The 24,644-nt window shown below is 40.2% G+C and carries 28 protein-coding genes and 1 pseudogene; 13 read left to right on the top strand and 16 right to left on the bottom strand.

Annotated elements, in window-relative coordinates; genetic code table 11:
• Positions 1-75: 75 nt before the first annotated feature.
• Positions 76-429, top strand: a pseudogene (locus LZZ98_RS01930) (YnfA family protein).
• Positions 430-469: 40 nt separating this feature from the next.
• Here LZZ98_RS01930 and LZZ98_RS01925 read toward each other — a convergent pair.
• The 3 genes from LZZ98_RS01925 to LZZ98_RS01915 all read right to left on the bottom strand — a co-directional run bounded on the left by LZZ98_RS01925 (position 470) and on the right by LZZ98_RS01915 (position 2,722).
• A complete protein-coding gene (locus LZZ98_RS01925) occupies positions 470-898 on the bottom strand; it encodes a hypothetical protein (protein ID WP_228146544.1) in 429 nt (142 codons plus the stop codon).
• 142 nt (positions 899-1,040) lie between these two features.
• Positions 1,041-1,961, bottom strand: coding sequence for an ornithine carbamoyltransferase (gene argF / locus LZZ98_RS01920; RefSeq protein ID WP_237786418.1), 921 nt, complete (start codon positions 1,959-1,961; stop codon positions 1,041-1,043).
• Between the two features lie 110 nt (positions 1,962-2,071).
• Positions 2,072-2,722: a TetR/AcrR family transcriptional regulator gene (locus LZZ98_RS01915; protein WP_237786417.1), complete on the bottom strand. Its 651-nt coding sequence runs from the start codon at positions 2,720-2,722 to the stop codon at positions 2,072-2,074.
• Between the two features lie 247 nt (positions 2,723-2,969).
• Between LZZ98_RS01915 and prpB the strand changes: the two genes are divergently transcribed.
• On the top strand, positions 2,970-3,845 hold the full coding sequence (prpB, locus tag LZZ98_RS01910; RefSeq protein WP_086174234.1) for a methylisocitrate lyase: 876 nt from the start codon (positions 2,970-2,972) through the stop codon (positions 3,843-3,845).
• Between the two features lie 23 nt (positions 3,846-3,868).
• Positions 3,869-5,008: a bifunctional 2-methylcitrate synthase/citrate synthase gene (gene prpC / locus LZZ98_RS01905; protein WP_237786416.1), complete on the top strand. Its 1,140-nt coding sequence runs from the start codon at positions 3,869-3,871 to the stop codon at positions 5,006-5,008.
• Positions 5,009-5,050: 42 nt separating this feature from the next.
• Here prpC and LZZ98_RS01900 read toward each other — a convergent pair whose 3' ends face one another.
• The 3 genes from LZZ98_RS01900 to LZZ98_RS01890 all read right to left on the bottom strand — a co-directional run bounded on the left by LZZ98_RS01900 (position 5,051) and on the right by LZZ98_RS01890 (position 7,020).
• Positions 5,051-5,677, bottom strand: coding sequence for an aminotransferase (locus LZZ98_RS01900; RefSeq protein ID WP_442862681.1), 627 nt, complete (start codon positions 5,675-5,677; stop codon positions 5,051-5,053).
• The gene (locus tag LZZ98_RS01895) at positions 5,677-6,153 is read right to left on the bottom strand and encodes a CinA family protein (RefSeq protein ID WP_237786414.1); all 477 of its coding nucleotides are present in this window, start codon (positions 6,151-6,153) and stop codon (positions 5,677-5,679) included. Before LZZ98_RS01895 ends, LZZ98_RS01900 begins: the two co-directional genes overlap by 1 nt.
• Positions 6,154-6,594: 441 nt before the next feature.
• Entirely contained in the window at positions 6,595-7,020 is a 426-nt protein-coding gene (locus LZZ98_RS01890) for an internalin (RefSeq protein WP_237786413.1), read from the bottom strand.
• Between the two features lie 226 nt (positions 7,021-7,246).
• Here LZZ98_RS01890 and LZZ98_RS01885 point away from each other — a divergent pair, with 226 nt between their 5' ends.
• The 7 genes from LZZ98_RS01885 to LZZ98_RS01855 all read left to right on the top strand — a co-directional run bounded on the left by LZZ98_RS01885 (position 7,247) and on the right by LZZ98_RS01855 (position 14,169).
• Positions 7,247-8,887 carry a CTP synthase gene (locus LZZ98_RS01885; protein ID WP_086174229.1) on the top strand — a complete coding sequence of 547 codons (1,641 nt, stop codon included), beginning with the start codon at positions 7,247-7,249 and terminating at the stop codon, positions 8,885-8,887.
• A 32-nt stretch (positions 8,888-8,919) separates the two neighbouring features.
• A complete protein-coding gene (gene kdsA / locus LZZ98_RS01880) occupies positions 8,920-9,777 on the top strand; it encodes a 3-deoxy-8-phosphooctulonate synthase (protein ID WP_086174228.1) in 858 nt (285 codons plus the stop codon).
• A 64-nt stretch (positions 9,778-9,841) separates the two neighbouring features.
• On the top strand, positions 9,842-11,131 hold the full coding sequence (gene eno / locus LZZ98_RS01875; protein ID WP_086197812.1) for a phosphopyruvate hydratase: 1,290 nt from the start codon (positions 9,842-9,844) through the stop codon (positions 11,129-11,131).
• 17 nt (positions 11,132-11,148) lie between these two features.
• Positions 11,149-11,544 (top strand): cell division protein FtsB, encoded by a 396-nt coding sequence (gene ftsB, locus LZZ98_RS01870; RefSeq protein WP_086174226.1) that lies wholly within the window; start codon positions 11,149-11,151, stop codon positions 11,542-11,544.
• Complete coding sequence (ispD, locus tag LZZ98_RS01865; RefSeq protein WP_237786412.1) at positions 11,510-12,226, top strand: 2-C-methyl-D-erythritol 4-phosphate cytidylyltransferase; 717 nt, start codon at positions 11,510-11,512, stop codon at positions 12,224-12,226. Before ftsB ends, ispD begins: the two co-directional genes overlap by 35 nt.
• 82 nt (positions 12,227-12,308) lie before the next feature.
• Positions 12,309-13,445 carry a rod shape-determining protein RodA gene (rodA, locus tag LZZ98_RS01860; RefSeq protein WP_237786411.1) on the top strand — a complete coding sequence of 379 codons (1,137 nt, stop codon included), beginning with the start codon at positions 12,309-12,311 and terminating at the stop codon, positions 13,443-13,445.
• A gap of 49 nt (positions 13,446-13,494) precedes the next feature.
• Positions 13,495-14,169: a DUF6988 family protein gene (locus LZZ98_RS01855; protein WP_237786410.1), complete on the top strand. Its 675-nt coding sequence runs from the start codon at positions 13,495-13,497 to the stop codon at positions 14,167-14,169.
• Between the two features lie 47 nt (positions 14,170-14,216).
• Here LZZ98_RS01855 and LZZ98_RS01850 read toward each other — a convergent pair whose 3' ends face one another.
• The 10 genes from LZZ98_RS01850 to LZZ98_RS01805 form a co-directional block, all read right to left on the bottom strand.
• Entirely contained in the window at positions 14,217-14,513 is a 297-nt protein-coding gene (locus LZZ98_RS01850) for a cyd operon YbgE family protein (protein ID WP_131214359.1), read from the bottom strand.
• Positions 14,514-14,516: 3 nt separating this feature from the next.
• Complete coding sequence (gene cydX, locus LZZ98_RS01845; RefSeq protein WP_002120988.1) at positions 14,517-14,618, bottom strand: cytochrome bd-I oxidase subunit CydX; 102 nt, start codon at positions 14,616-14,618, stop codon at positions 14,517-14,519.
• Positions 14,619-14,650: 32 nt separating this feature from the next.
• The gene (gene cydB, locus LZZ98_RS01840; RefSeq protein WP_086174221.1) at positions 14,651-15,796 is read right to left on the bottom strand and encodes a cytochrome d ubiquinol oxidase subunit II; all 1,146 of its coding nucleotides are present in this window, start codon (positions 15,794-15,796) and stop codon (positions 14,651-14,653) included.
• Positions 15,793-17,379, bottom strand: a complete 1,587-nt coding sequence (locus tag LZZ98_RS01835) for a cytochrome ubiquinol oxidase subunit I (protein WP_086174220.1) — start codon at positions 17,377-17,379, stop codon at positions 15,793-15,795. The genes cydB and LZZ98_RS01835 overlap by 4 nt, the downstream gene beginning before the upstream one ends.
• Positions 17,379-17,570, bottom strand: a complete 192-nt coding sequence (cydP, locus tag LZZ98_RS01830) for a cytochrome oxidase putative small subunit CydP (protein ID WP_086174219.1) — start codon at positions 17,568-17,570, stop codon at positions 17,379-17,381. The genes LZZ98_RS01835 and cydP overlap by 1 nt, the downstream gene beginning before the upstream one ends.
• Before the next feature lie 445 nt (positions 17,571-18,015).
• Positions 18,016-19,119 carry a porin gene (locus LZZ98_RS01825; RefSeq protein WP_237786409.1) on the bottom strand — a complete coding sequence of 368 codons (1,104 nt, stop codon included), beginning with the start codon at positions 19,117-19,119 and terminating at the stop codon, positions 18,016-18,018.
• A gap of 305 nt (positions 19,120-19,424) precedes the next feature.
• Positions 19,425-19,838: an HIT family protein gene (locus LZZ98_RS01820; RefSeq protein ID WP_237786408.1), complete on the bottom strand. Its 414-nt coding sequence runs from the start codon at positions 19,836-19,838 to the stop codon at positions 19,425-19,427.
• Positions 19,839-19,869: 31 nt separating this feature from the next.
• Complete coding sequence (locus LZZ98_RS01815; RefSeq protein ID WP_237786407.1) at positions 19,870-20,139, bottom strand: YARHG domain-containing protein; 270 nt, start codon at positions 20,137-20,139, stop codon at positions 19,870-19,872.
• Between the two features lie 81 nt (positions 20,140-20,220).
• Positions 20,221-21,093, bottom strand: a complete 873-nt coding sequence (locus tag LZZ98_RS01810; protein WP_237786406.1) for an NAD(P)-dependent oxidoreductase — start codon at positions 21,091-21,093, stop codon at positions 20,221-20,223.
• Between the two features lie 10 nt (positions 21,094-21,103).
• Positions 21,104-22,195 carry an alpha/beta fold hydrolase gene (locus LZZ98_RS01805; protein WP_237786594.1) on the bottom strand — a complete coding sequence of 364 codons (1,092 nt, stop codon included), beginning with the start codon at positions 22,193-22,195 and terminating at the stop codon, positions 21,104-21,106.
• A gap of 139 nt (positions 22,196-22,334) precedes the next feature.
• Here LZZ98_RS01805 and LZZ98_RS01800 point away from each other — a divergent pair, with 139 nt between their 5' ends.
• Genes LZZ98_RS01800 through recR form a run of 3 tightly spaced genes read left to right on the top strand, consistent with a single transcriptional unit; the run spans position 22,335 to position 24,503 of the window.
• On the top strand, positions 22,335-23,522 hold the full coding sequence (locus LZZ98_RS01800) for an O-succinylhomoserine sulfhydrylase (RefSeq protein ID WP_237786593.1): 1,188 nt from the start codon (positions 22,335-22,337) through the stop codon (positions 23,520-23,522).
• 42 nt (positions 23,523-23,564) lie between these two features.
• The gene (locus tag LZZ98_RS01795; protein WP_086197792.1) at positions 23,565-23,894 is read left to right on the top strand and encodes a YbaB/EbfC family nucleoid-associated protein; all 330 of its coding nucleotides are present in this window, start codon (positions 23,565-23,567) and stop codon (positions 23,892-23,894) included.
• Between the two features lie 12 nt (positions 23,895-23,906).
• Positions 23,907-24,503: a recombination mediator RecR gene (gene recR, locus LZZ98_RS01790; RefSeq protein WP_086174212.1), complete on the top strand. Its 597-nt coding sequence runs from the start codon at positions 23,907-23,909 to the stop codon at positions 24,501-24,503.
• The last annotated feature ends 141 nt before the right edge of the window (positions 24,504-24,644 follow it).

Below are 24,644 nucleotides of genomic sequence, written 5' to 3'. Positions count from 1 at the left end.
TCACACGGGTTATTTTTTTTATTATTTTCATTCTGACATTTTCCTAAAGATAGAAAAACTGACCAATTAAAAATTATGGATATCCAGCTTAATAAAGTTATCACCACATTTTTATTATTCTTAGTCACTGCTGTAATGGAAATTTTAGGCTGCTATTTCCCTTATCTGATTCTGAATCAAGGGAAATCCTAGTGGTTATGGTTGCCTACTGCTCTGGCATTGGTGGTGTTTGTCTGGTTGCTGACTTTGCATCCTGCCGCATCAGGTCGAATTTATGCAGCTTATGGCGGTATTTATATTTTTACTGCTTTAATGTGGCTACGTTTCGTTGACCATGTAACTTTGACACGTTGGGATATGTTAGGGGGATTAGTCGTCATACTTGGTGCGATGATTATTATTTTACAGCCGCAAGGTTTGATACGTTAGTGCATGAATATATTCACTACTAACGTATCCAATTATGCTGTTAGAAAGTACATTCACTATTTTTGATTTTAAAGTCATAACTTTGACTTTCAGCTGAAAGCTTTAGCTCGACCTTATATGGATTGACCCGCTGAAATTCATTTTCAAACAACAAATTACAACTTTGCAGGATATTTTTTCTAATCAGCTTTTTGACTTCTTTTTCACCCACATCTTGTGCAAACTGGGAAAAATCAGCTGTGGTGATAATACCTTCAATTTCTACTTTATTCGCACTCATTTTGTATTTTTCCATCAGCATGTTTTGATCAATCTGGAAAGGCAGCGTGCGTGAGTCTTCATCACTAATCACATCTAAAATTTCATTGAGTGCTTTACTGTTTTGGATTTTAAATGAGTTGTCTAAAATCTGTTTCTTAACTAAATATTGATCAAGTTCTGTGGCTTTGGCTTGAGCTGTATGGAGCATGAAAAAAGTACTTAAACATATAAATATTTTTTTTAAAGGCATCGTTATAATCACTTAAAAAGTTTATGGCTTAAATTAAACTTTTTATACGCATAAAAAAAGCACCTGAAGGTGCTTTTTTAGAAAACTTTAGTCTGAAAACTTAATCTTTCTTTAAATTTTCATTGATCAAGAATTCGACCAGCGCTTTTTGCGCATGCAGGCGGTTTTCAGCTTCATCCCAGACCACAGCATTTTTGTGGTCTAGCATGTTTTCTGAAATCTCTTCGCCACGGTGAGCAGGCAAGCAGTGCATGAACAGGCAATCAGGATGTGCTAAATCCATTAAACGCTCATTCACCTGATAATCCGCAAAGGCTTTTTCACGGATTTTTTGCTCTTCTTCCTGGCCCATGCTTGCCCAAACGTCAGTCACGATTAAGTCAGCATTCACGGCTGCATCTTCAGCAGAATCCACAAGTTCTACGCAATGGGCAAATTCAGACAAGAATTTTGCTTGTGGTTCATAGCCTTTAGGGGCAGCAATTTTGAGTTTAAAGCCCCACATGTGTGCAGCTTCAATATAAGAGTTGCACATGTTATTGCCGTCACCAATCCAGGCCACGGTTTTTCCTTCAACTGAACCACGGTGTTCAATAAAAGTTTGCATGTCAGCTAAAAGCTGGCAAGGGTGATGATCATCAGTCAAGGCATTAATTACCGGAACTTTTGAATAAGAAGCAAAACGTTCCACGATGTCATGGCCAAAAGTACGGATCATCACAATATCAAGCATGCTTGAAATCACACGTGCCGAATCTTCTACAGGTTCACCACGACCCAATTGCGAGTCACGTGATGATAGGAAAATTGCGCTACCACCAAACTGGCTCATACCTGCTTCAAACGAAACACGCGTACGGGTGCTCGATTTTTCAAAAATCATGCCCATGACTTTGCCAACAAAAGGTTGGAAAACTTCGTTGTTATGTTGCTTACGTTTGAGTTCAATCGCGCGTTGCAAAATTTGATTCAGTTCTAAAGTCGATAAATCGCGTAAAGTTAGAAAATGACGTAGAGCCATGGTTACTCCACAATAATTGCTGAATAGAAAAAAACAACAATTAGTTGTTGGTTGGTTAAATGGAAAGGGAATCGATTAATATACTATATGCAGGGAGAATTGCAAAAAAACTAGACCTGTTGATGGCCTTTCAGAAAACGATCTACGCAATAAGTGATGTAATTGATTGTTTCTTGATCATTTTCACGGATCGGAACACCCATTAGAACGCACCATTCAATATTGCGGATAATTCCAAAATACAGTTGAGCAGAATAAATCGGTTGTTTACATTTAATAATGCCGATTTCATCAGCTTTGGTTAGAGCATTGGCTATGGCCATTTGAATATGCTTTGGACCCTGTTCATGAATGTATAGAGCAAGTTGTGGACTGCGCTGTGTCTGTTCAATGATTAAGCGAAGGAAGGCTGCATTCTCTGGAAGCATTAAATGTTGCTTAACATTCATCAGGGTCTGAATTAAATAGGCACGAAGATCGTCTTTGCCGTGTTCAAAAGGTATGCAGATATCTTTAAAAAACAGTTCACGGCGATAATCACAGATCGCGGTAAATAGACCTTCTTTATTGCCAAAAAATTTGTAGATTGAAGCTTTGGAACCACCGGCATGATTGACAATATCATCTAAGGACACGGCATCGTAACCATGTTTCAGAAATAGCTCGTTGGCACTGAGTAAAAGCGCCAGACATCGTTCATGACCACGTTTTGTTTGTGGTGTATCACGAGCGAGCGGTTCTAATTGAGCGAGTTCTTGCATATGGCGTATTAGTGTCAACAATCAAAAAAATTAATTCAATTGCAATCATAGCAAAAATATGTACACATTTCTTGAAATAACGGCTTTGTCTTATTTAGAAACAATTATGAAGAAACGAAATATTACTATAGTTTTGGTGAATATTTGACTAAAGTTATAGAGTAAAGATTCTAAATAGTCATGGCCAAACAGGGGTTTATGGATATACTCAAACTTCGATAAATAAAGTGAAACTGTGGAAAGGAAGATGACACAACAAATGTCTGCAGGCTTAAGATTTAGACAAGCACTGGAAGTTGAAAAGCCATTACAAATTATCGGCACAGTGAATGCCTATGCAGCCATGATGGCGAAAGAAGTGGGTTATAAAGCCATTTATGTATCGGGCGCAGGAGTTGCCAACTATTCTTATGGATTGCCTGACTTGGGTATGACCAGTTTAGATAACGTATTAGAAGATGTGCGTCGTATTACCGAACGTGTAGATACGCCATTACTGGTAGATATTGATACAGGATGGGGCGGTGCATTTAATATCGCACGTACTGTGAAGCAGATGATTGCAGCAGGTGCTGCAGCTGTACATATTGAAGATCAGGTGGCACAAAAACGCTGTGGACACCGTCCGAACAAGGAAATTGTAACCCAACAAGAAATGGTCGATCGTATTAAAGCTGCGGTAGATGCCAAAACTGATTCAAACTTTGTAGTGATGGCGCGTACTGATGCCTTACAAAAAGAAGGTCTGCAAGCCGTGATTGACCGTGCATGTGCATGTGTTGAAGCGGGTGCAGATGCCATTTTTGCAGAAGCGATGACAGATATCACCATGTACAGAACAGTGTGTGATGCGGTGGGTGTTCCTGTATTGGCCAATATCACCGAATTTGGTGATACACCTTATTACACAGTGGATGAGTTGGGGGAACAAGGCATTCGCATGGTGCTTTATCCACTCTCTGCTACGCGTGCAATGCAGAAAGCAGCTTTGGAAGTGATGCGTTCTATTCGTGAAAATGGTACGCAAGTTAACGTATTGGATAAGATGCAACAGCGTAAAGAACTTTACGAATTCCTGGATTATCATACGTTTGAAAATACTCTGGATAAACTGTTTAAATAAATAATTCAAAAAGGAGAATTAAAATGGCTGAAGGAAAAGTACTGACAGGTGCAGGATTGCGCGGACAGGTTGCAGGTAAAACCGCACTTTCGACAGTAGGTAAGAGCGGCGCAGGTTTAACCTATCGTGGTTATGATGTGCAAGATTTGGCGGAGAACTGCCAGTTTGAAGAAGTTGCTTACCTGATTTTCTTTGGTGAATTGCCAACGACTGAACAGCTTGCAGCTTATAAGGCGAAGCTGAAATCGCTTCGTGCATTGCCTCAAGCATTGAAAGAAGTATTGGAACGTATTCCAGCAGATTCACATCCGATGGATGTGATGCGTACTGGCGTTTCCATGCTGGGCAACCTGGAAACAGAAAAGTCTTTTGCTGAGCAGCAAGATGTTGCAGATCGTATTTTAGCAACCTTACCTGCCATCATCTGCTATTGGTATCGTTATAGCCATGATGGCGTGCGTATTGAAGAAAATACCGATGATGATTCTATCGGTGCTCAATTCCTGCATTTATTACGTGGTGAAAAGCCAAATGAATTGCATGAGCAAGTGATGAATGTGTCGCTGATTCTTTATGCAGAGCATGAATTCAACGCATCAACATTTACGGCACGTGTATGTGCTTCAACATTGTCTGATATGCACTCATGCATTACCGGTGCGATTGGTTCACTGCGTGGTCCATTACACGGTGGTGCTAATGAAGCTGCTATGGAAATGATTGAAAACTGGACTTCTGCCGACGAAGCTGAACGTGAAATGCTGGGCAAGCTTGAACGTAAAGAAAAGATCATGGGCTTTGGTCATGCCATCTACAAAGACAATGATCCTCGTAATGGCATCATCAAAATCTGGTCTGAACGTTTGGCGAAAGATGTGGGTGATACGGTACTGTATCCGGTATCAGTACGCTGTGAAGAAGTGATGTGGCGCGAGAAGAAATTATTCTGTAATGCTGACTTCTTCCATGCTTCTGCTTATCACTTTATGGGTATTGCAACCAAACTGTTTACGCCAATCTTCGTGATGTCGCGTGTAACAGGTTGGGCTGCGCATGTAATGGAACAGCGCGCGGATAACCGTATTATTCGTCCAAGTGCGGATTATACCGGTCCTGAACTACGTAAAGTGGTTCCAATTGCCGAGCGTAGTTCTGCTGCTTAAGTCTGATAGTGTTGAATCAAAAATAAAGCCTCATTAGAGGCTTTATTTTTTTGCAGTCAATAACACCGGATCTTCAATGCTATAACCAGTTTCATAAGGCAGGCCCAGATATTTAACCACTGCTAAAATTTTCTGTTGCTGAGGAACTTTGTAGGCTTGAGAGATGTTTAATCCATAGCGGTAATCAATTGCTTGGTGGATCTGGCTTTTAAAGTTTTTACTGCTGAGCTGGTATTTATAAGTATATTTAGGAATATATTGTTTAGGGTCATACCATGACTGTTGTTTTGAGGTGGTTTTATTTAACACCTGAATCTTGATGCTTGATTTGGGTATAGGCGCGAGGGGATTAAGCCGCTTTTTAATTTTCGCTATTTCCTTATCGAACTGCCGACTATCTTGGTCATAATCAATTTTCTTGGTTTTAGGATTGATATACAGTGAACTCACCTGAATCAGTTTTTCAGGCTGTTTGTTGTTTTTTAATTGATAATAATAGAGTTGTGGCAGGCGACCACGACCATCCAGATAATGTTTAAGCAGATAAACTTTTTGTTCTTTGCCTTCATACCCCAGAACTTCAATATTTTGAGGGCCGCCTACGGTTGCAAAACAGGTGCAGGGCAGTAGTATGAGGCTAAATGCGAAAGTTTTAATGTTAAACATTATTAAATTCCCTGAATGAGTTTGGTTATTTCATCTGCAATATATTGGGTTAAAACAGCCAGCCGTTTTAATGGTGTTCCATCAATAAAATAATGAAAGTTATGAATTTTATTTAAATATAAAATTGAGATAAAAAATGTGCCTTCAGGTTTGCTTTCTGTTGCACTACCACCAGGTTTGAGTAAACCGGTACAAGCCACTACAAAATCGGCTTGCATAAATAATTTCTTGCCCTGTAAGGCCATGGCTTCTGTGACTTCGGCAGATTCAGCCGTATATTTTTCTATAAGCTTAGCATCAATATTCAGGATATTAATCTTGATAGAGGGATCATAACTGACCAGTCCGCCAAGCAGGATTTCGGCGCCACTGTTCTTGCAAATAGAAAATTGACTGGAAAGATAGCCTGAGCTTGCGCTTTCAATAAAGGCAATTTTTAATTGATTGAGCTCAAGTAAGGCACAACATTTTTTTATCATGTTTTTACATTATTAATAAATATTCATTTATTGTAGCTTAAACTGAGTAAATTAAAATGATTATATGATTCATATTATTTTTTGTATATGTGATGTGGTTAACTATTGGGTTTGTTTTTAATTAAAACAAAAAGTTAATTTCAAATTATCTTTTATAAAACAATTTAAAAAATACATTATAAAATGTTATAATGTTTTGATTGACATTTTTGAGGAATTGATTTGTGGATATTTTGAAATTCATTAAAAGTTTTAATAATGTAAATACGTACTTATTAATATCAATCTTGATTTTAATATTTTTTGTTGTGTATTTTTATTATATTAAACCGGTTTAATGGATTGTGGGGGGTAATCATAATTTTATTTATTATGTTGGTTGATATCTATAAAATAATAAAAACCCAGTGATTTTACTGGGTTTTTATATATAAATAAAATTTAGTTTTCAAGTGCAGGAGTTGCAGCCGCAATGGCAGCAGCAACGGCATCATCTTCAGATTGTGCTTCATTATTAGATTTAGCTGATGCTTCTGAAGTCGGCTTTGGTTCGGCTTTCGGAGCTTCAGCTTTAGGGGCTGCTTCAGTAGCCGGCTTTTGTTGCGGTGCGTCACGTACTTCACGACGAATTTCAGTCGTGGTATTTGCTGTTTCCTGACGTTCAACTTCTACCTGTGTTGGAATTTGGGTTTCGTTATTTTCAACAGCTTCTAAAGGTTCTGCTTGTGCAGGTTGATCCAATTGTTCAGTTTGTTGAGTTGTTTCAACCTGTTCTTGCTCATCTTCCTTTGGTGTTTCTTTTTTTACACACGCTGTTAAAAGTAAACCTGCTGCAATGGCACCACAAAGTAAAAGTTTCTTATTCATAATCGCACAAAATAAAGCATTAATTGGATGTTGCCATTATAACAGCAATTACGAATATGAAAATCCTATGAAGTTACTCTAATTTTTTATCGGAAATGCTGATAGAATAACCAATTGTTTGTTGTTCTATGAATTGATGCGGAATGACTTTGCTTTATTGGTACAGAGTAAAGTAAAATCGCACAACATTGTAGGCCAATTTAGGCTCCATTGTACGAGAAACTTAATGACCCATTTTATTTTCGTTACTGGTGGTGTTGTATCATCACTAGGTAAAGGTATTTCAGCTGCATCTGTGGCTGCGCTTTTAGAAGCCCGTGGTTTAAAAGTGACCATGGTCAAAATGGATCCATACATTAATGTCGATCCAGGGACGATGAGTCCGTTCCAACACGGTGAAGTTTTTGTCACAGAGGATGGTGCGGAAACTGACTTGGACTTGGGTTATTACGAACGTTTCTTACGTCGTGCGAAAATGACCAAATTGAATAACTTCACCTCAGGTCGTGTTTATCAGGATGTTTTAAATAAAGAACGCCGTGGTGACTATCTGGGTGGTACTGTTCAGGTTATTCCACATATTACCGATAATATTAAAGAACGTGTGCTTCGCGCTGGCGAAGGTTATGACGTTGCCATTGTTGAAATTGGCGGCACAGTAGGTGACATTGAATCTCTCCCATTCATGGAATCTGTACGTCAGTTAATGGTAGAACTTGGTCATAAACGCACGATGCTTATGCATTTGACCTTACTTCCATACATCAAGTCAGCAGCAGAGCTCAAAACCAAGCCTACCCAACACTCTGTAAAAGAGCTGTTGTCTATTGGTATTCAACCAGACATCCTGATCTGCCGTACCGAACATGATGTTGATGCCGACACTACACGTAAAATCGCGTTATTTACCAACGTTGAAGCGCGTGCAGTTGTGGTATGTAAAGATGCCCGTTCTATTTATCAAATCCCGCGTACCTTCTATGAACAAAACGTTGATGATTTAATCTGTGAACGTTTTGGCTATAACGACCTTCCAGAAGCAGACCTTTCTGACTGGGATCATGTTGTAGACGCGTTATTGAACCCTGAATACACTGTGCGTGTTGCAATGGTTGGTAAATACGTTGAGCTTCCAGATGCATATAAATCTGTAAACGAAGCACTTTTACACGCTGGTATTAAAAACCGTGTGAAAGTTCAAATCGACTATGTCAATGCTGAAGAACTTGAAAGCCAAGATGTAAGCGAAGTATTAAAAGATGCTGATGCAATCCTGGTTCCGGGTGGTTTTGGTGAACGTGGTACTGAAGGCAAAATGCAAGCGATTAAATTCGCACGTGAAAACGGTGTGCCATTCTTGGGTATCTGTTTAGGTATGCAGTTGGCTGTAATCGAATACGCACGTAATGTTGCAGGTATTCCTGATGCTACTTCTACTGAATTTAACCGTTCTACTAAATCACCTTTAATTGGTTTGATTACTGAATGGTTGGATGAGCGTGGTGAAGTTCAACAACGTAATGTTGATTCAGACCTTGGCGGTACCATGCGTCTGGGTGCTCAAAAATCTGAACTGGTTGTGGGTACTAAAACTTGTGACGTGTATGGTTCAGCAGAAATCATTGAACGTCACCGTCACCGTTACGAAATGAACAACCGCTATATTCCAGTGCTTGAAGAAAAAGGCATGAAGATTTCAGGTTATTCACCAGTACAACATTTGGTAGAAACAGTTGAAATTCCTCAACATCCTTGGTTTATTGCTGTACAATTCCATCCGGAATTTACAAGTTCACCACGAGATGGTCATCCATTGTTTGCTAGCTTCATTGATGCTGCGAAAAAACAGTACCAAAAAACCAAATAATGGCTGGGTAGGACTAAACTAGGAAAGTTTAAATGTCGCAATTAAAACCACAAGAAATTGTACGTTTAGGCGATATACAAATGGCAAATCACTTGCCATTTGTATTATTCGGCGGAATGAATGTACTTGAGTCAAAAGACCTCGCTTTTGAAATTGCAGAAACTTATGTAGATATCTGCAAACGTTTGGACATTCCTTACGTGTTTAAAGCAAGTTTTGATAAGGCCAACCGTTCAAGCTTGAACTCTTTCCGTGGCCCAGGCTTGGAAAAAGGGATTGAATGGTTAGCGGACATCAAAAAACACTTTAATGTACCCATCATTACCGATGTGCATGAGCCATATCAGGCTGCTCCTGTGGCAGAAGTTGCTGACATTATTCAGTTGCCTGCATTTTTAAGTCGACAGACTGACCTGGTTGAAGCAATGGCAAAAACAGATGCCATTATCAACATCAAAAAAGCACAATTCCTTGCACCGCATGAAATGCGTCATATCATGAACAAGTGCTTGGAAGCGGGTAATGATAAATTGATTTTATGTGAGCGCGGCTCAGCATTTGGTTACAACAATCTTGTTGTCGATATGCTTGGTTTTGACACCATGAAACAAATGAATGTCCCAGTGTTCTTTGATGTTACCCATGCGCTACAAACTCCAGGTGGACGTGAAGACTCTGCTGGCGGTCGTCGTGCGCAGATTACCACATTGGCGCGTGCAGGTATGGCAACTGGTTTGGCTGGTTTGTTCTTAGAAGGACATCCAGATCCGGACAAAGCCAAATGTGATGGTCCATGTGCATTACGTATGTCACAACTTGAGCCATTCTTGGCGCAATTGAAAGAATTAGATACTTTGGTGAAAGGCTTTCAAAAGCTCGACACACACTAAACCCAATTTACATTGATGCGTCTTTTTGACGCATCATCTTTATTAATCAACTGAGGAATTGTTCATGAGCCAAATCGTTGACATTCGTGCACGTGAAATTTTGGACTCTCGTGGTAACCCTACCATCGAAGCTGACGTAATCTTAGCCTCTGGCGTAGTAGGCCGTGCATGTGCACCATCTGGTGCTTCAACTGGTTCTCGTGAAGCTTTAGAACTTCGTGATGGCGATAAAGCACGTTATTTAGGTAAAGGTGTTAAAACTGCGGTTAACAACGTAAACACTGTAATCCGTGATGCTTTGCTTGGTAAATCTGTATTCGAACAAAAAGACATCGATAACACGATGATTGCTTTAGACGGTACTGAAAACAAAGAAAAACTAGGTGCTAACGCAACTCTAGCTGTGTCTTTGGCTGCTGCACGCGCTGCTGCTGATGAAAAGAAAATTCCTCTTTTCCAATACATCGCAGACCTTCGCAACAACTCAATCTTGACTATGCCTGTCCCAATGATGAACATCATCAATGGTGGTTCACATGCAGACAACAACGTTGATATTCAAGAGTTTATGATTGAGCCTGTAGGTTTCACTTCATTTGCTGAAGCGTTGCGTGCCGGTGCTGAAATCTTCCATTCTTTGAAATCAGTATTAAACAAAAAAGGTTTAAACACTGCTGTGGGTGATGAAGGCGGTTTCGCGCCAAACCTTCGTTCTAACGAAGAAGCGATCACTGTAATTCTTGAAGCAATTGGTCAAACTGGTTACAAAGCAGGTTCTGACATCATGCTTGCACTTGACTGTGCATCTTCAGAATTCTACAAAAATGGTCAATACATTCTTGCGGGCGAAGGCAACAAGGCTTTCACAAGCAACGAATTCTCTGACTATTTAGCTGGTTTAGTAAAACAATACCCAATTATCTCTATTGAAGATGGTTTGGATGAGTCTGACTGGGAAGGTTGGTCTTACCTTACTTCAATCTTGGGCGATAAAATCCAGTTGGTTGGTGATGACTTGTTCGTTACAAATCCTAAGATTTTACAACGCGGTATTAATGAGAAAGTGGCTAACTCTATTCTTATTAAATACAACCAAATCGGTACTTTGACTGAAACTTTAGATGCAATCTACCTTGCGAAAGCAAATGGTTACTCTACAGTGATTTCACACCGTTCTGGTGAAACTGAAGATTCAACTATTGCGGATCTTGCAGTAGGTACTGGCGCTGGTCAAATCAAGACTGGTTCACTTTGCCGTTCTGACCGTGTAGCGAAATATAACCAATTACTTCGTATTGAAGAATTGACTAATGCTGCTTATCGCGGTAAAGCTGAGTTCAAAGGTTTGAACTAAGCGACTGAATGCCATTTATGTTAAATGTATTCGACTCTTTAATGAGTAAAGTATTATTGGGCCTTGCGATCATTTTGATCGCAGGGTTTCAGTACTTATTTTGGTTCGGTGAAGGTGGTTACCATGACCATCAGAAGCTGGCACAAAAAATTCAACAACAAACAGAATTAAATACCGAACTCAAAGAACGTAATCGAGTTCTGGCTGCAGAAGTCTATGACTTGAAAAATGGTATTGAAGCCATTGAAGAGCATGCACGTTTAGATTTGGGCTTGATCAAGCCACATGAAACTTTTGTGCAAATGAGCACCATTGGTACTCACTATAAACCGATTTATATTGATCCAAATGCCAAAGTTGATTTAAGAACAAATGAGAATGACACTGGAGCACCAGTCGAAGATGAACCCTAAAATATGGGCAGTCATTCCTGCTGCTGGTTCCGGAAGTCGTTTTTCTAAAACAGAACTTAAACAATACCAAGTCATTCAAGATCGAACCGTACTTGAACATACCGTTGCACGTCTGAATCAGTTGCCTTTGGCAGGTTATGTTCTTGCTATTGGGGCACAGGATGATGTTGCAAAAACCTTAACATTTTCAAATCCTGAAAAGGCTCATTTTTGTTTGGGCGGTGCAGAGCGGGTCAATTCGGTTCTCAATGCCTTAAGCTATCTTGGCGCATTTGCAGCTGAAGACGATTGGGTATTTGTACATGATGCAGCACGTCCATGTGTGACTCAAGATTGTCTGAACCGTTTGGTTAATACCGCTATTCAGGAAAATTGCAGTGCAATTTTGGCCATTCCTGTGCGTGATACTTTGAAATATGTTGCACATGAAAATGCGATTGATAAGACGGTCAGTCGCAATCATTTATGGCAAGCACAAACTCCTCAAATCTCCCGATTAGGCATTTTGAAGCATGCGATTGAAAAAGCATTGCAGGATGGCATGACCATTACTGACGAAGCTAGTGCTCTGGAGTATATAGGTGAGCAGGTGAAAGTAGTACAGGGGCGATCAGATAATATCAAGATTACCTATGCTGATGATCTGGAACTGGCAAAACTGATTTTAATGGCGCAAAAATAAAATAAAAATGGCTACAGATGTATTATCTGAATAACTTTAATTTTATAATTTCTTACCTCATCCACACGTTCAAATATTTCAAATGATACCATCACCCCAGTATCGTTTTTTACGTCACTCATTACGTGATGGTAGAAGCATCAAACATGACTCATCCCGATGGACTAGATTGCATTTAGATCCATGGTTGCTTTCTTTTTTAATATTGAATGCAGCTTTGGGGCTGATGGTGGTTTATAGTGCGACAATGCAAGATAACAGCATGGTGATTCGCCAAGCCACAAGTTTTGCTGTGGGCTTCATCCTCATGTTTTTATGTGCCCAGGTTCCTCCGAAAGTTTATCAGGCTGCAAGTCCCTATTTTTATATCATCTCACTGGTACTGCTGATGCTGGTTTTGGTGATTGGGGATACCCGTTTGGGAGCAAAACGCTGGCTGACCATTCCCGGTATTGGCAGTATGCAGCCGAGTGAATTGATGAAGTTTTCCATGCCGCTGATGATGGCATGGTATTTTTCGCGTCGTGCATTCCCGCCCAAGTTTGGCAATATCGTGATTGGGTTAATCTTGATGATGATTCCCTTTGTTTTGGTAGCTTTGCAGCCCGATTTGAATATTGGCTTAATTATTCCGGGTATTTTTGCTTTATTCCTGTGTGGAATGTCATGGCGTTTAATTTTAGCTGCATTGACTACCTTGGCAGTGGCAGCACCAGTATTATGGATGTTTGTATTACAAGCCTATCAAAAGAAACGTGTGCTGACTTTGTTTGATCCGGAGTCCGATGCGCTGGGGGCGGGCTGGAATATCATTCAGTCTAAAATTGCCATTGGTTCTGGCGGTTTAACCGGGAAAGGATATTTAACCGGTACTCAGTCACACTTGGGTTACTTGCCTGAACATCATACCGATTTTATTATGTCGACCTATGCTGAAGAATATGGCTTTGTAGGTGTATTTTTATTATTCAGCCTTTTTGCAGCTATTATTATTCGTTGTCTCATGATCGGGCTGAACAGTTTTCATAACTTTGGCCGTTTGTTTGCAGGTTCGATTGGTCTGACTTTCTTTTTCTTTGTCTTTTTAAATTCAGGTATGGCCAGTGGTATTTTACCTGTGACTGGAGATCCATTGCCATTGATGAGTTATGGCGGTTCGGCAGTGATTGCTTTACTGGCCAGTATGGGTATTGTGATGTCGATTCATACACATCGTTGATGATGAAATAAACCGGATTTGATATCCGGTTTTTTATTGGGGGATATAAATGGATTTGTATGAAAAGTCTTTTTTGATGATCAATGAATTGAACAAAGAACTAGATAATTCTGAATTTGTAGATGGCGGGATGCGTTTAGATTTGGTATATCAATGTTGCGATATATCGATTGAGCATGGATTAGCAGTTAAAACATTGTTAGAAGCTGAACTGTTTACATCAGCTCTTGCATTGTTTCGTACACAATTTGAATCTTTGGTACGTGCTTATTGGATATTATTTGCAGCAACGGATGAGCAAGTGAATGAGTTGGGTATGATGAATTCAATAGAGCAGTTCACTTTAAAAGAACATAAAAGTATTAGCCGTTTTACTGCAACACCAATGATTGAAGCTTTGAAGGGAATTCAGGAAATAAAGCATATTGTTGAGCAACTCGAAGAGTTCAAGTTGTTCTCTTTAGATTATCTCAATTCAATTGTACATAGCGGGAAGCAAATATTTTTGCGTCATACATTTGGCTTGAGTAATGAACACAAAAAAATGGTCATTAAGCAATCTAATAATTTAACGATGATGGTTGCACAAATTTATTTAAAGCATACTTTGCCTGATCGTCAAAAGCTTATTCAGGTTTTTATTCAAAAGTATCGTGAATGTTTTATGTTACCTGAAGATATATCAGAAGAAGAACGACAAAAGATTTTAGCGCGTTATAAATAGACATAAAAAAGCCCTCAATTGAGGGCTTTTTAAATTTCAAGATTATATTAGGTGAGGAACCAGGTGTAGTAACCCCAGATCATCAGCGGCCATGCGATATATGGGCTAAATAGCCATTTCCACAGCCAGAACTTAGGCAGAAATCCTACTCCGTAAATAAATCCACCTGAAATGCCAATCATGATCATCATTAATGCGCTATGGTTATAGTGACCATTGGCATCTAGCATGAGTGCAGGGTGAATCAATAGCACCGTAGCAAGTGGCAATGCCATCAAAAATGAAATGGCCATTACAAATTTATTTGGCTTGCTTTCTTCTGCTGTCATTGCGATTTCTGTCATGGTTTATTCCTCATCTAAATCTTGATGATGTTCGATATAAAGGGCACTTAATACGCCTGCAAAGCACGCCATTAAAATCCCGAGAATCCAAGCAAAATACCACATATTGAATAACTCCTAGTTTTTCTAACACAGCCTTAGTAGAGGCTGTGTGAATTTTCTTGAACGTGTTTGTTGGTAATAACGCCCCACATTTTGTAGTAACACCAGGTGGTGTAGCACAAAATGATTGGCACAAAAATACACGCTGCAACAGTCATTACAGTTAGTGTATTTTTACTTGATACCGCATCCCACATGGTTAAGCTGGCAACAGGGTTGATGCTTGAAGGCATAAGGAATGGGAACAATGCAAAACCAGCAGTTAAAATAGCACCAATTACAGCAAGTGATGAACCAAGGAAGCTTAAACCGGCTTTAGCTTTACCTGCAGCAAGCACCACAATCAATCCACCTAAAATACCAGCAATAGGTGCAATTTTAGTGATTGGATATGTAGTGTAGTTATTCATCCAGCCGTGGTTGGCATTGGTAATGACTTCTTTGGCAAGCGGGTTTGCAACACCATTGGTATTAAATGGTTGAGCTAGGCTATAACCTTCAATACCACCGAAGTATAACCATGCGCCAGCACCCAGGAAGCAGACTAGGAACACTACACCCATCAACTGAGTTGCTTTAGCAGAACGTGCACGTAAGTCACCATCTGTACGAAGCATCAACCAGGCACCACCATGCGCGCACAGCATAGATAGGCTGACCAAACCACAAACAATGGCAAACGGATTAAGCAGTGCAAAGAAGCTGCCAGTATAAGTTGAACGTACTGTTTCATCTAAAGTGAAGGGTACGCCTAAGAACATATTACCGAAGGCAACACCGAACACTAAAGCAGGAACTGCACCACCAACAGCTAAACCCCAATCCCAGGAGGTACGCCATTTTTTATTTTCAAGTTTTGAGCGGTAGTCAAAACCAACTGGACGTAAGAACAGGGCAAAGAGAACTAGGAGTAATGCCCAGTACATTCCAGAGAATGCTGTTGCATAGACCATTGGCCATGCTGCAAACAGTGCACCACCTGCAGTAATGAACCAGACCTGGTTACCGTCCCAGTGTGGAGCAATCGTATTGATTGCGGCACGACGTTCTTCATCGTTTTTGCCCACGAATGGCATGATTGCCATGGAGCCCATATCGAAGCCATCGGTGAGGGCAAAGCCAATCAGTAGTACACCAACCAGAACCCACCAGATGATTTTGAGTAATTCATATTCGATCATGATTGAGCCTCCGCAGCAGCGTGGTTTTGATCATCAGCTTTTTCAAAATGGTATTTGCCAGTATGTAAAGAACTTGGGCCTAAGCGAGCAAATTTAATCATCAAGTACATTTCGATAATCAGAAGTACTGTATAGAATGCTGCAAGCGCTAAGATTGAACCCCAAATATCACCAGTACTTAAGCTTGAAGCAGAAAGATGTGTAGGTAAAACCTCACCAATGGTCCACGGTTGACGGCCACCTTCAGCCACATACCAGCCAGTTTGTGTAGCAATCCAAGGCAGTGGAAGACCGTAAAGTGCAAATTTAAGTAACCATGGTTTGTTTTCTGCATTGCGTTTAGCTACTGCATAAGTTGCAAGGACGAATAGCAACAACATTAAGAAACCAGAAGCCACCATCGCACGGAACGAGAAGAACAGGGCAGTTACGTTAGGAACAGTATCCTTGGTTGCTGCTTTGATTTGCTCTTCAGAAGCATCTACTACATTTGGTGTATATTTTTTAAGAAGTAAGCCGTAACCCAAGTCTTTTTGATTTTCTTTGAAAGAAGCCATCAGCGCTGGTGAGCGATCGCCTGCACGAAGTTTTTCAAGTTCGCTATATGCAATCATACCGTTACGGATACGAAGCTCATGTTGAACCATCAGGTCTTTTAGGCCAGTCACTTCTTTATTAAGAGAACGAGTGGCAATAATACCCATCACATATGGAATTTTGATGGCGTAATCAGTGCGTTGTTCTTCCCGATTTGGAATACCAAACAAGGTAAATGGTGCAGGTGCTGGGTGAGTTTCCCATTCTGCTTCAATTGCAGCTAATTTGGTTTTTTGCACATCGCCAAGTTCATAACCTGATTCATCACCAAGCAGAATCACTGAAAGAGTAGAAGCTAAACCAAAGATTGCAGCGATCGCGAAAGAACGGCGTGCAAAAGGAACATCGCGTTTTTTGAGCAAGTAGAAACTGGAAATCGCTAAAACGAAAACTGCACCAGTCACATAACCTGAAGATACGGTGTGGACAAATTTAACCTGAGCCACCGGGTTGAAAATCAGTGCGCCGAAGTCAACCAGTTCCATACGCATGGTTTCAAAGTTGAATGCTGCACCGACAGGGTTTTGCATCCAGCCATTGGCAACTAAAATCCAAAGTGCCGACATATTGGAACCGAGTGCAACCAGCCAGGTCACGCCTAAATGCTGAACTTTAGAAAGTCGATCCCAGCCGAAGAAGAATAGACCAATAAAAGTCGATTCCAAGAAAAACGCCATTAATCCTTCAATAGCCAGTGGTGCACCGAAAATATCACCCACGTAGTGTGAGTAATACGCCCAGTTTGTACCAAACTGGAACTCCATGGTTAAGCCTGTAGTTACCCCTAAGGCAAAGTTAATACCAAAAAGTTTTCCCCAGAATTTGGTCATGTCTTTATAAATTTCTTTACCGGAAATCACATAAGTGGTTTCCATAATGGCAAGAATAAAAGCCAGACCAAGAGTGAGAGGTACAAATATAAAGTGATACAACGCGGTCATTGCAAATTGGAACCGCGAGAGATCGACCACGCTTTCAGAAATCATCAACGTGTCTCCTTGATTGGGGAAGGATTGCCAGCAATATGCTCGGCAACTTGATTGTCAAAATTTTGAGGAATGGTAGGGGCGTCGAACCAGATATGTTTAATCGTTAGCAAGAGGGCAACCTTAATTATTAAAATGATTGCGATCTCACGAACTAATCTTTGATTGAAATCTTTGGGTATTAAGCTCATGCACATAAGCCTATTTTTTAAAACATAATGTGTATTATTAAACAAAAAATAACTAAAAATAAATAGATTGAACAATTAAAATAAAAATATATTATTTTTAATTTTAAAAACAATAACATATATCTTTGTCGTGTTAAAAATTATACTAATTTTTTGTCATTATAAAGTTGACTAAAACACTGCGTATTTAATTTTTAATTCCAACTAAAATACTTATATACTTTTAAATCCAACTAAAACACTTGTATCTTTTTAGGAGATATAACCAATTAACTGATAATGGTTCTTGTTTAAATTTCCATTTAATATGTTCTGTGTAAATTCAACTAAACATCTTGACTTAAAATGTAGGATAGATGGGAGAAGAAGTGAAGATTCTTGCATCAAAAAAAAGACCACACGAATGTGGTCTTTTTAGTAACTGGTTTAAGTAGATGAAGAGGGCTTAGAAATTATATTCCATACCCAGGCCAATCACAGTTTTCTTATCGTCTTTTGTTAACCAGTCACGTTTCTGTTGAGCAACTACGCCATAGAAACGTGCTTGTTTATTTAGATTGTAATCGACACCTACGCCATATTGGTCGATTTGACGGTCAGATTTACTATCTACAGAAGTATTGGCAGATAGATATTCAGCCTTTAATTTCCATGGTGTAGATGGAATCGCATAAGCGGTAGTAATACCGTAAGCATCTTCTTGTAAACCTTTATAAGAGGTGATTGTGGTAACAGGAGGAGTGCCACTTGTGCTTGATGTTGTTACCGTATCGTCAGTTGGTTGAGCAGTTTGCCATAGAGCACCTAAAACCAGACCATTTACACCAGCTTTGCTTAAATCAACAGAACCAGTTACACGAACCGCATCTGAATATATACCTGTTAGGCTATAAGCGTTGTATTTGCCTGCCACACCAAAGTTACCCGCGATTGCTGCAGCCACACCATAGTCTTTGTTTTCATAGCCAAGTGAAGTTGAAATGCCATCACCAAAACCACTGCGTTTGCCTTTTTGACCTTTACTGTCATTGTCGGTCGCTGAATCTTCACCTTGCTGCGCCATAATATTGAATTGCAGGCCGCCAAGTAACTTTTTATCGGTTTCAAAACCGATTGCGTTATTTAAACGATCTTCACCATATAGCATGCTGGTCATGTCAAGGTGGTTGTGATCGTTAAAAATATCTTGGTTATTGCCCGCAGCAGTTTTGAAGTAAGAATCGTAGTTACCCGCTTTTAATGTACCGATATCGGCAAATTTAAGACCCAAGAAGCGGTTACGCATTCCCCAGTCTTTATCTTTATTACCATCGGTTGAAACTTCCCATTCAGCTAAATACACTGCCGACATCTTGTCAGTTAATTTTTCTTCGCCTTTTACTCCTAAACGTGAAGCATTAGAGTTTATTTCTGTAACGTTTTTGCCATCAAATTTACTGTTGTCAACTTGGTCTAAGGTAACATTTAATTTACCGTACAAAGTTGGCGCTGCTTGTGCTGCACTCATCCCCATAGCCGCTACAACAGCAGCGAGAAGCAATTTTTTCATTGAGATTTCTCCAAAAAACGGTTCTAAATGGCATTCGCCTTACTTAACACTTCTTTTTAGTTTGCTTAAGTACAAAAAGTTACAGAAGCTCACCAACTTGCTATGCAGTATCTGCAAACTTTATGACAGGGAGGTGAAAGCTATATGACAGTTTTATGACGATGAAAATTACTTTAATTAATATTTTTTATTATTTTTCAGTTATTTAATTTTTATTTAAAATCCATGAGATAAAGTTAGATAATCCCAGATATAAAAAATGGAGCTTATGCTCCACTTTTGACAAGTTAAAATTCTAGTGAATTTTAAAGTTCAGCTTTAATTCTTTCCGCTAATGCTTGGATTTTTTCTTGATCACCCATGTGTAAAGCATGTTTGCCCAATTCATGAACCGAACTTGGAATAAGGTGGAAATGTACATGCGGAACCGTTTGACCCGCAGATGCACCTGACAGTTGCATGAGTACAATCCCTTGAACATCAAGTGCTATTTTCATCGCTTGGGCAACTTTTTGCACAATTTGAATTGTGTAAGCAGCAGCGTCAGGCGGTAGATCTAGCAATGTTATCGCAGGTGTTTTAGGGATGACCAGCGTGTGACCTTCAGCTTGTGGCATGATGTCCATGAAAGCCAGAACCTGGTCATCTTCGTACACTTTAATTGCAGGAAGTTCATTACGAATAATTCGTGCAAAAATATTCTGATCATCGTAAAGCATGTCTAATCCTTGAAGTGATTGGGTACTGTAGTTATTTACAGTTCAATTCTTTCTGACGATCTTTGATGGCGTCAAGTCGTTGTTGCTCTTTTTCTGAAAATTTTGGTTTAGTTGTATAGCAATTGTCATTGCCAAACTTCGCCTTGGCTTCAGGGTCTTTAAAGCAAAAACCTTTAGACGCATAAATGACATCATGGTCATTTTTCAATTTTTGACATTCTTGCTCGGCCGTCGCGGCAAATGCCGTTGCCCCAAAAAAAGTTGCAAAACTAGCCAACATTGCAACAGTAAACTTAGTCATGAGGGTTTCCTCTAATGGAATATTGTGTAGAACACTTCTACACAATATTAGGTTTCTTTATTATTATTCAATGGCGAGTTATTACTCAAGTGTAATTTTACTCCAGGATTCATACATTTTCACAGCACTAGAAAAATCACTGTCTTTTTCTGCTAGATTGCTGGCCGCCTGAATCAGACTTTGAGTTAAGGCAATCACGGGTGCAGAAAGTTTGGCTTCACGAACCAGATCTAGGGCAATCCCTGTATCTTTTGCCAATAACGGCAGGGCGAAGGTCAGGGGAAATTCGCGGTTTAAAACGCGTTGTGGCAATACAGTTTCAGTCACGCCACTTTTACCACTCGATGCATTAATGCAGTCTAAAGCTTCATTGAGGTTGACGCCATGGGCTTTTAATGTCGTAAAGCCTTCTGCAGCAGAACAAAGATTTACCGCCAATAACATATTGTTTACCGCTTTAACCGCGAAACCTGCACCTGATTCACCGACATGTTTAATCAGTTGGCCAAAGGCTTGAATTGCGGGCAGGGCTTTTTTAAAAGCACTGGCTTCACCGCCAATCATTACTGTCAAGCTGCCTTTTTCAGCACCAATGGTTTGACCACTAACTGGTGCATCCAGAAAGTCTACATTAAGTGCTTTTAAATGCTGGCTCAGTTTTTTTGCTGATGCGGGTACACCACTGGTGCAATCGACCCATATAGCACCAGGTTTGATGTTGATATTTGCAATCAGGTGTTCGACTTCTTTGCTGGTTGGCAAACATGAAAAAATGACATCTGCCTGTACAGCTTGCTCAAGTTCTACAGCTTGGGTGCCAAATTCAGTTGCATGTTGCTTGGCTTTTTCGAAATTGCGGTTCCATACATACACCGTATCGAAATGTTGAGGTAAATGGGCTGCCATACGGTAACCCATTGCGCCTAAGCCGATAAATGCAACTGACTGAATCATGATGTATCCCTTATATTTTGCTCGATCTCTGTTTTAGCCAGGTGGTCATAAATGGCCAGAACTCGTTGGCACTGGACTGGCTTGACATTAAGCCCAAATGACCACCCGGGATGAGAGTAAACGTGACATCCTGGCTATTTGTCAATTCAATTAAGGGCTTAACTGCCTCTTTAGATACGATCTGGTCGCTACGACCCGCACCTACCAATAAAGAGCAGTCTATATTTTTTAATTCGATATTCTTATCTTGTAATGTAATAACGCCGTTTTTTAGCGGGTTTTGTAGCCAGACATTAAAAATCATGTCCTGATTGATGCCACCTGGGTAGTCAATCATCCGGTTCAGAAAATTGCCCATGGTGGCATGTTCATATAAGGCTTGCGGATTATCCAGGTTTGCTAAAAGCTGCTTTTGGCTCTGAATCCATCCTATAGGATCAATCATTTTAAAACCCAGTGAATTGAGTATACCGGGGCTATGAATCAGATGCTTGGGTACGGTTCCTGAGTAAATCTTGTTTTGCAAGGCTTTATTTTTGGCAATCAGTTGATTGACCTTTTGAAAAAGTTTGCCGGTACGACCCGAGGCATGACTGTCTATAGGACTGCCCAATACAATCAGATTTTTAACGTGGTTCGGTTTTTGCAATGCGCAATACAGCATGACAAATACACCGGCCATACTCCAGCCATGCAGTGAAATTTGATCACTATGCGAGTGAGTTCGGATCTGGTCTATACAATGCGGAATCGCATCATCAATAAAAGACATAAAATTTAAAAAGCGGTCTTTATAGTTATATCGACCCCATTCCAGCAGATAGACATCAAAGCCACTATGTTGAAAATGCTTGACCAGAGAGCGGTAAGGATAAAGGTCATAAATAGCCATGCTGATTGCAAGAGGTGCAACAAAAACCAGTGGTTCTTTATATTGTTTATCGGGTGAGGCGTAATAGCGCACCCGGGTTTTCTTGTATTCGCCAATCACTTCATATGCGGTGGTTTGTGACAAAACCAGTGAGCCTGAATCAAACAAGCGGGTAGATAAGTTTTTGAGTTTGCTTTTATGTTGCGCAATTTTATTTTTAACTTGAATCATTGCTGGGCATACTGACATCTGAGTGGATTGATCGAAGTGTAGGCGATATTTATGCATTATACCTTGACCTTAAATGCCATAGGCGCTCAAAATGTTGGCAATTATTAGCAACGGCAGTCCACAGGACTGGGTAGAGAAGATGAGCCAACAAGACGACATTGAATACCAATTAGACACTTTAGCCATTCGTACAGGTCATACACGCAGTTTTGAAGGTGAACACGGCGAGCCGATCTTCCTGACTTCATCATTCGTCTATGAAAATGCCGCAGAAGCCGCAGCTAAATTTTCAGGTCAGGAACCTGGCAATATTTATTCGCGCTTTACCAATCCGACTGTTGCAATGTTTGAAAAACGTCTTGCGGCTTTGGAAGGTGCTGAACGTGCAGTGGCAACCAGTTCTGGTATGGCAGCAATCATGGCTGTGGCAATGTCATACTTGAAATTGGGCGATCATGTGATCTGTTCACGTGCTGTGTTTGGTTCTACGGTTTCCCTGTTTGAAAAATATGTGGCTAAATTTGGTGTAAGTGTCGATTTTGTCGATTTAACCGATCTTGATGCATGGAAAAATGCCATCAAACCTGAAACCAAATTGCTGTTTGTTGAATCTCCATCCAACCCATTAGCTGAAGTGGCGGATATTCAGGCCTTGGCCGATATTGCCCACGCCAATGGTGCATTGCTGGCGATTGATAACAGCTTCTGTACTCCTGTTTTACAGCGACCAATTCAATTTGGTGCGGACTTAGTCATTTACTCGGCAACCAAATATCTGGATGGTCAAGGACGTGCTTTGGGTGGTGCTGTGGTGGGTAATCATAAACTGCTTGAAGAAGTATTTGGTTATGTGCGTACTACTGGTCCATCTATGAGTCCATTCAATGCCTGGGTGTTCTTGAAAGGCCTGGAAACTTTACGTTTACGTATGAAAGCGCATTCAGAAGGCGCACAAAAGCTGGCTGAATTCCTAAATCAGCACGACAAAGTCGAAAAAGTATATTACGCTGGTTTGCCTTCACATATCGGTCATGAACTTGCAGCTAAACAACAAAGCGGCTTTGGCGGGATTGTGTCATTTGAAGTGAAAGGTGGCCGTGAAGGGGCTTGGAAAGTGGTCGACAACACCCAATTTATTTCAATTACTGGTAACCTGGGTGATGCCAAATCCACCATTACCCATCCAGCAACCACTACTCACGGTAAGCTTTCACCTGAGGCCAAAGAAGCTGCAGGTATTCGTGAAGGATTAATTCGCGTATCTGTTGGTTTAGAAGATATTGATGATATTATTCGCGACATTGGTCGTGGTTTAGATTTAATCTAATTTATAAACATTAATTTAGTAATTGATTGTTCGGAGAATTTTATGAACATTAATATGTTGATGCAGCAAGCACAGCGCATGCAGAAAGATGTTGAAAACAACATGAAAAAAGCCAAAGAACAGCTTGCACAAACTGAAGTCCAGGCTGAAGCAGGCGGTGGCTTGGTTAAAGTAACCATGACTTGCCGCAATGTGGTGAAACGTATCGAAATCAGCCCTGAATTGCTTCAAGATGATGCCGACATGATTGAAGATTTAATCGCAGCTGCAATGAATGATGCTGCACGTCAAGCTGAAGCCATTTCTGAAGAAAAAATGAAAGCCGCTAATTCTGGTATGGGCTTGCCACCAGGCCTTGCTGGTTTATTCTAAGGAATACGCCCAGTGTTTAGTGATCGATTTGATCAACTGGTTCAAGCTTTACGTATTTTGCCAAGTGTTGGGCCGAAATCGGCTCAGCGCATGGCATTGCATTTGATCATGAAAAACCGTGAAGGTGCAGTCGGCTTGGCACATGCTTTGAATGAAGCCACGACCTATATTCATGAATGTAGTGTTTGTCATTCACTGACAGAAAATGAAGTGTGTGACATTTGCCTGTCACATGAGCGTGATGATCAGCTACTCTGTGTGGTGGAATCACCTGCAGATGTCATGGCGATTGAGCAAAGTGGCAGTTTTCGTGGCAAGTACCATGTACTGGGTGGGCATTTGTCGCCGCTAGATGGTATTGGCCCTGAAGAAATCGGGATTCCTTATCTGATTCAGCGCCTAAGTCAGGGTACTGTTTCTGAAGTGATATTGGCAACCAATGCTACTGTAGAAGGTCAGGCGACAGCACATTATCTGGTTGAAGCCACCAAGCATTTGCCTGTACAGATGACCCGGATAGCTCAAGGTGTTCCTCAAGGAGGAGAGCTTGAGTATGTCGATAGTCATACCTTAAGTCAGGCGGTGCATAATCGTATGCGTATGAAATAAGTACTTAGGTGCTTATTTTATCATTTAAGATATGAAACAAGACTTAAGTAACATTTATTTGAATTTAATTTAAACTTATACAAAAAATATATAAAAAATGGTTGCCTTTTTTAAAAAATACTTATAAATAGAGAATATACG

The organism is Acinetobacter sp. SM34 (assembly GCF_022012365.1).
Classification (GTDB): domain Bacteria; phylum Pseudomonadota; class Gammaproteobacteria; order Pseudomonadales; family Moraxellaceae; genus Acinetobacter.
Note: the sequence above shows the minus strand (reverse complement) of the source record. Positions and strands in the feature narration are given on the sequence as shown.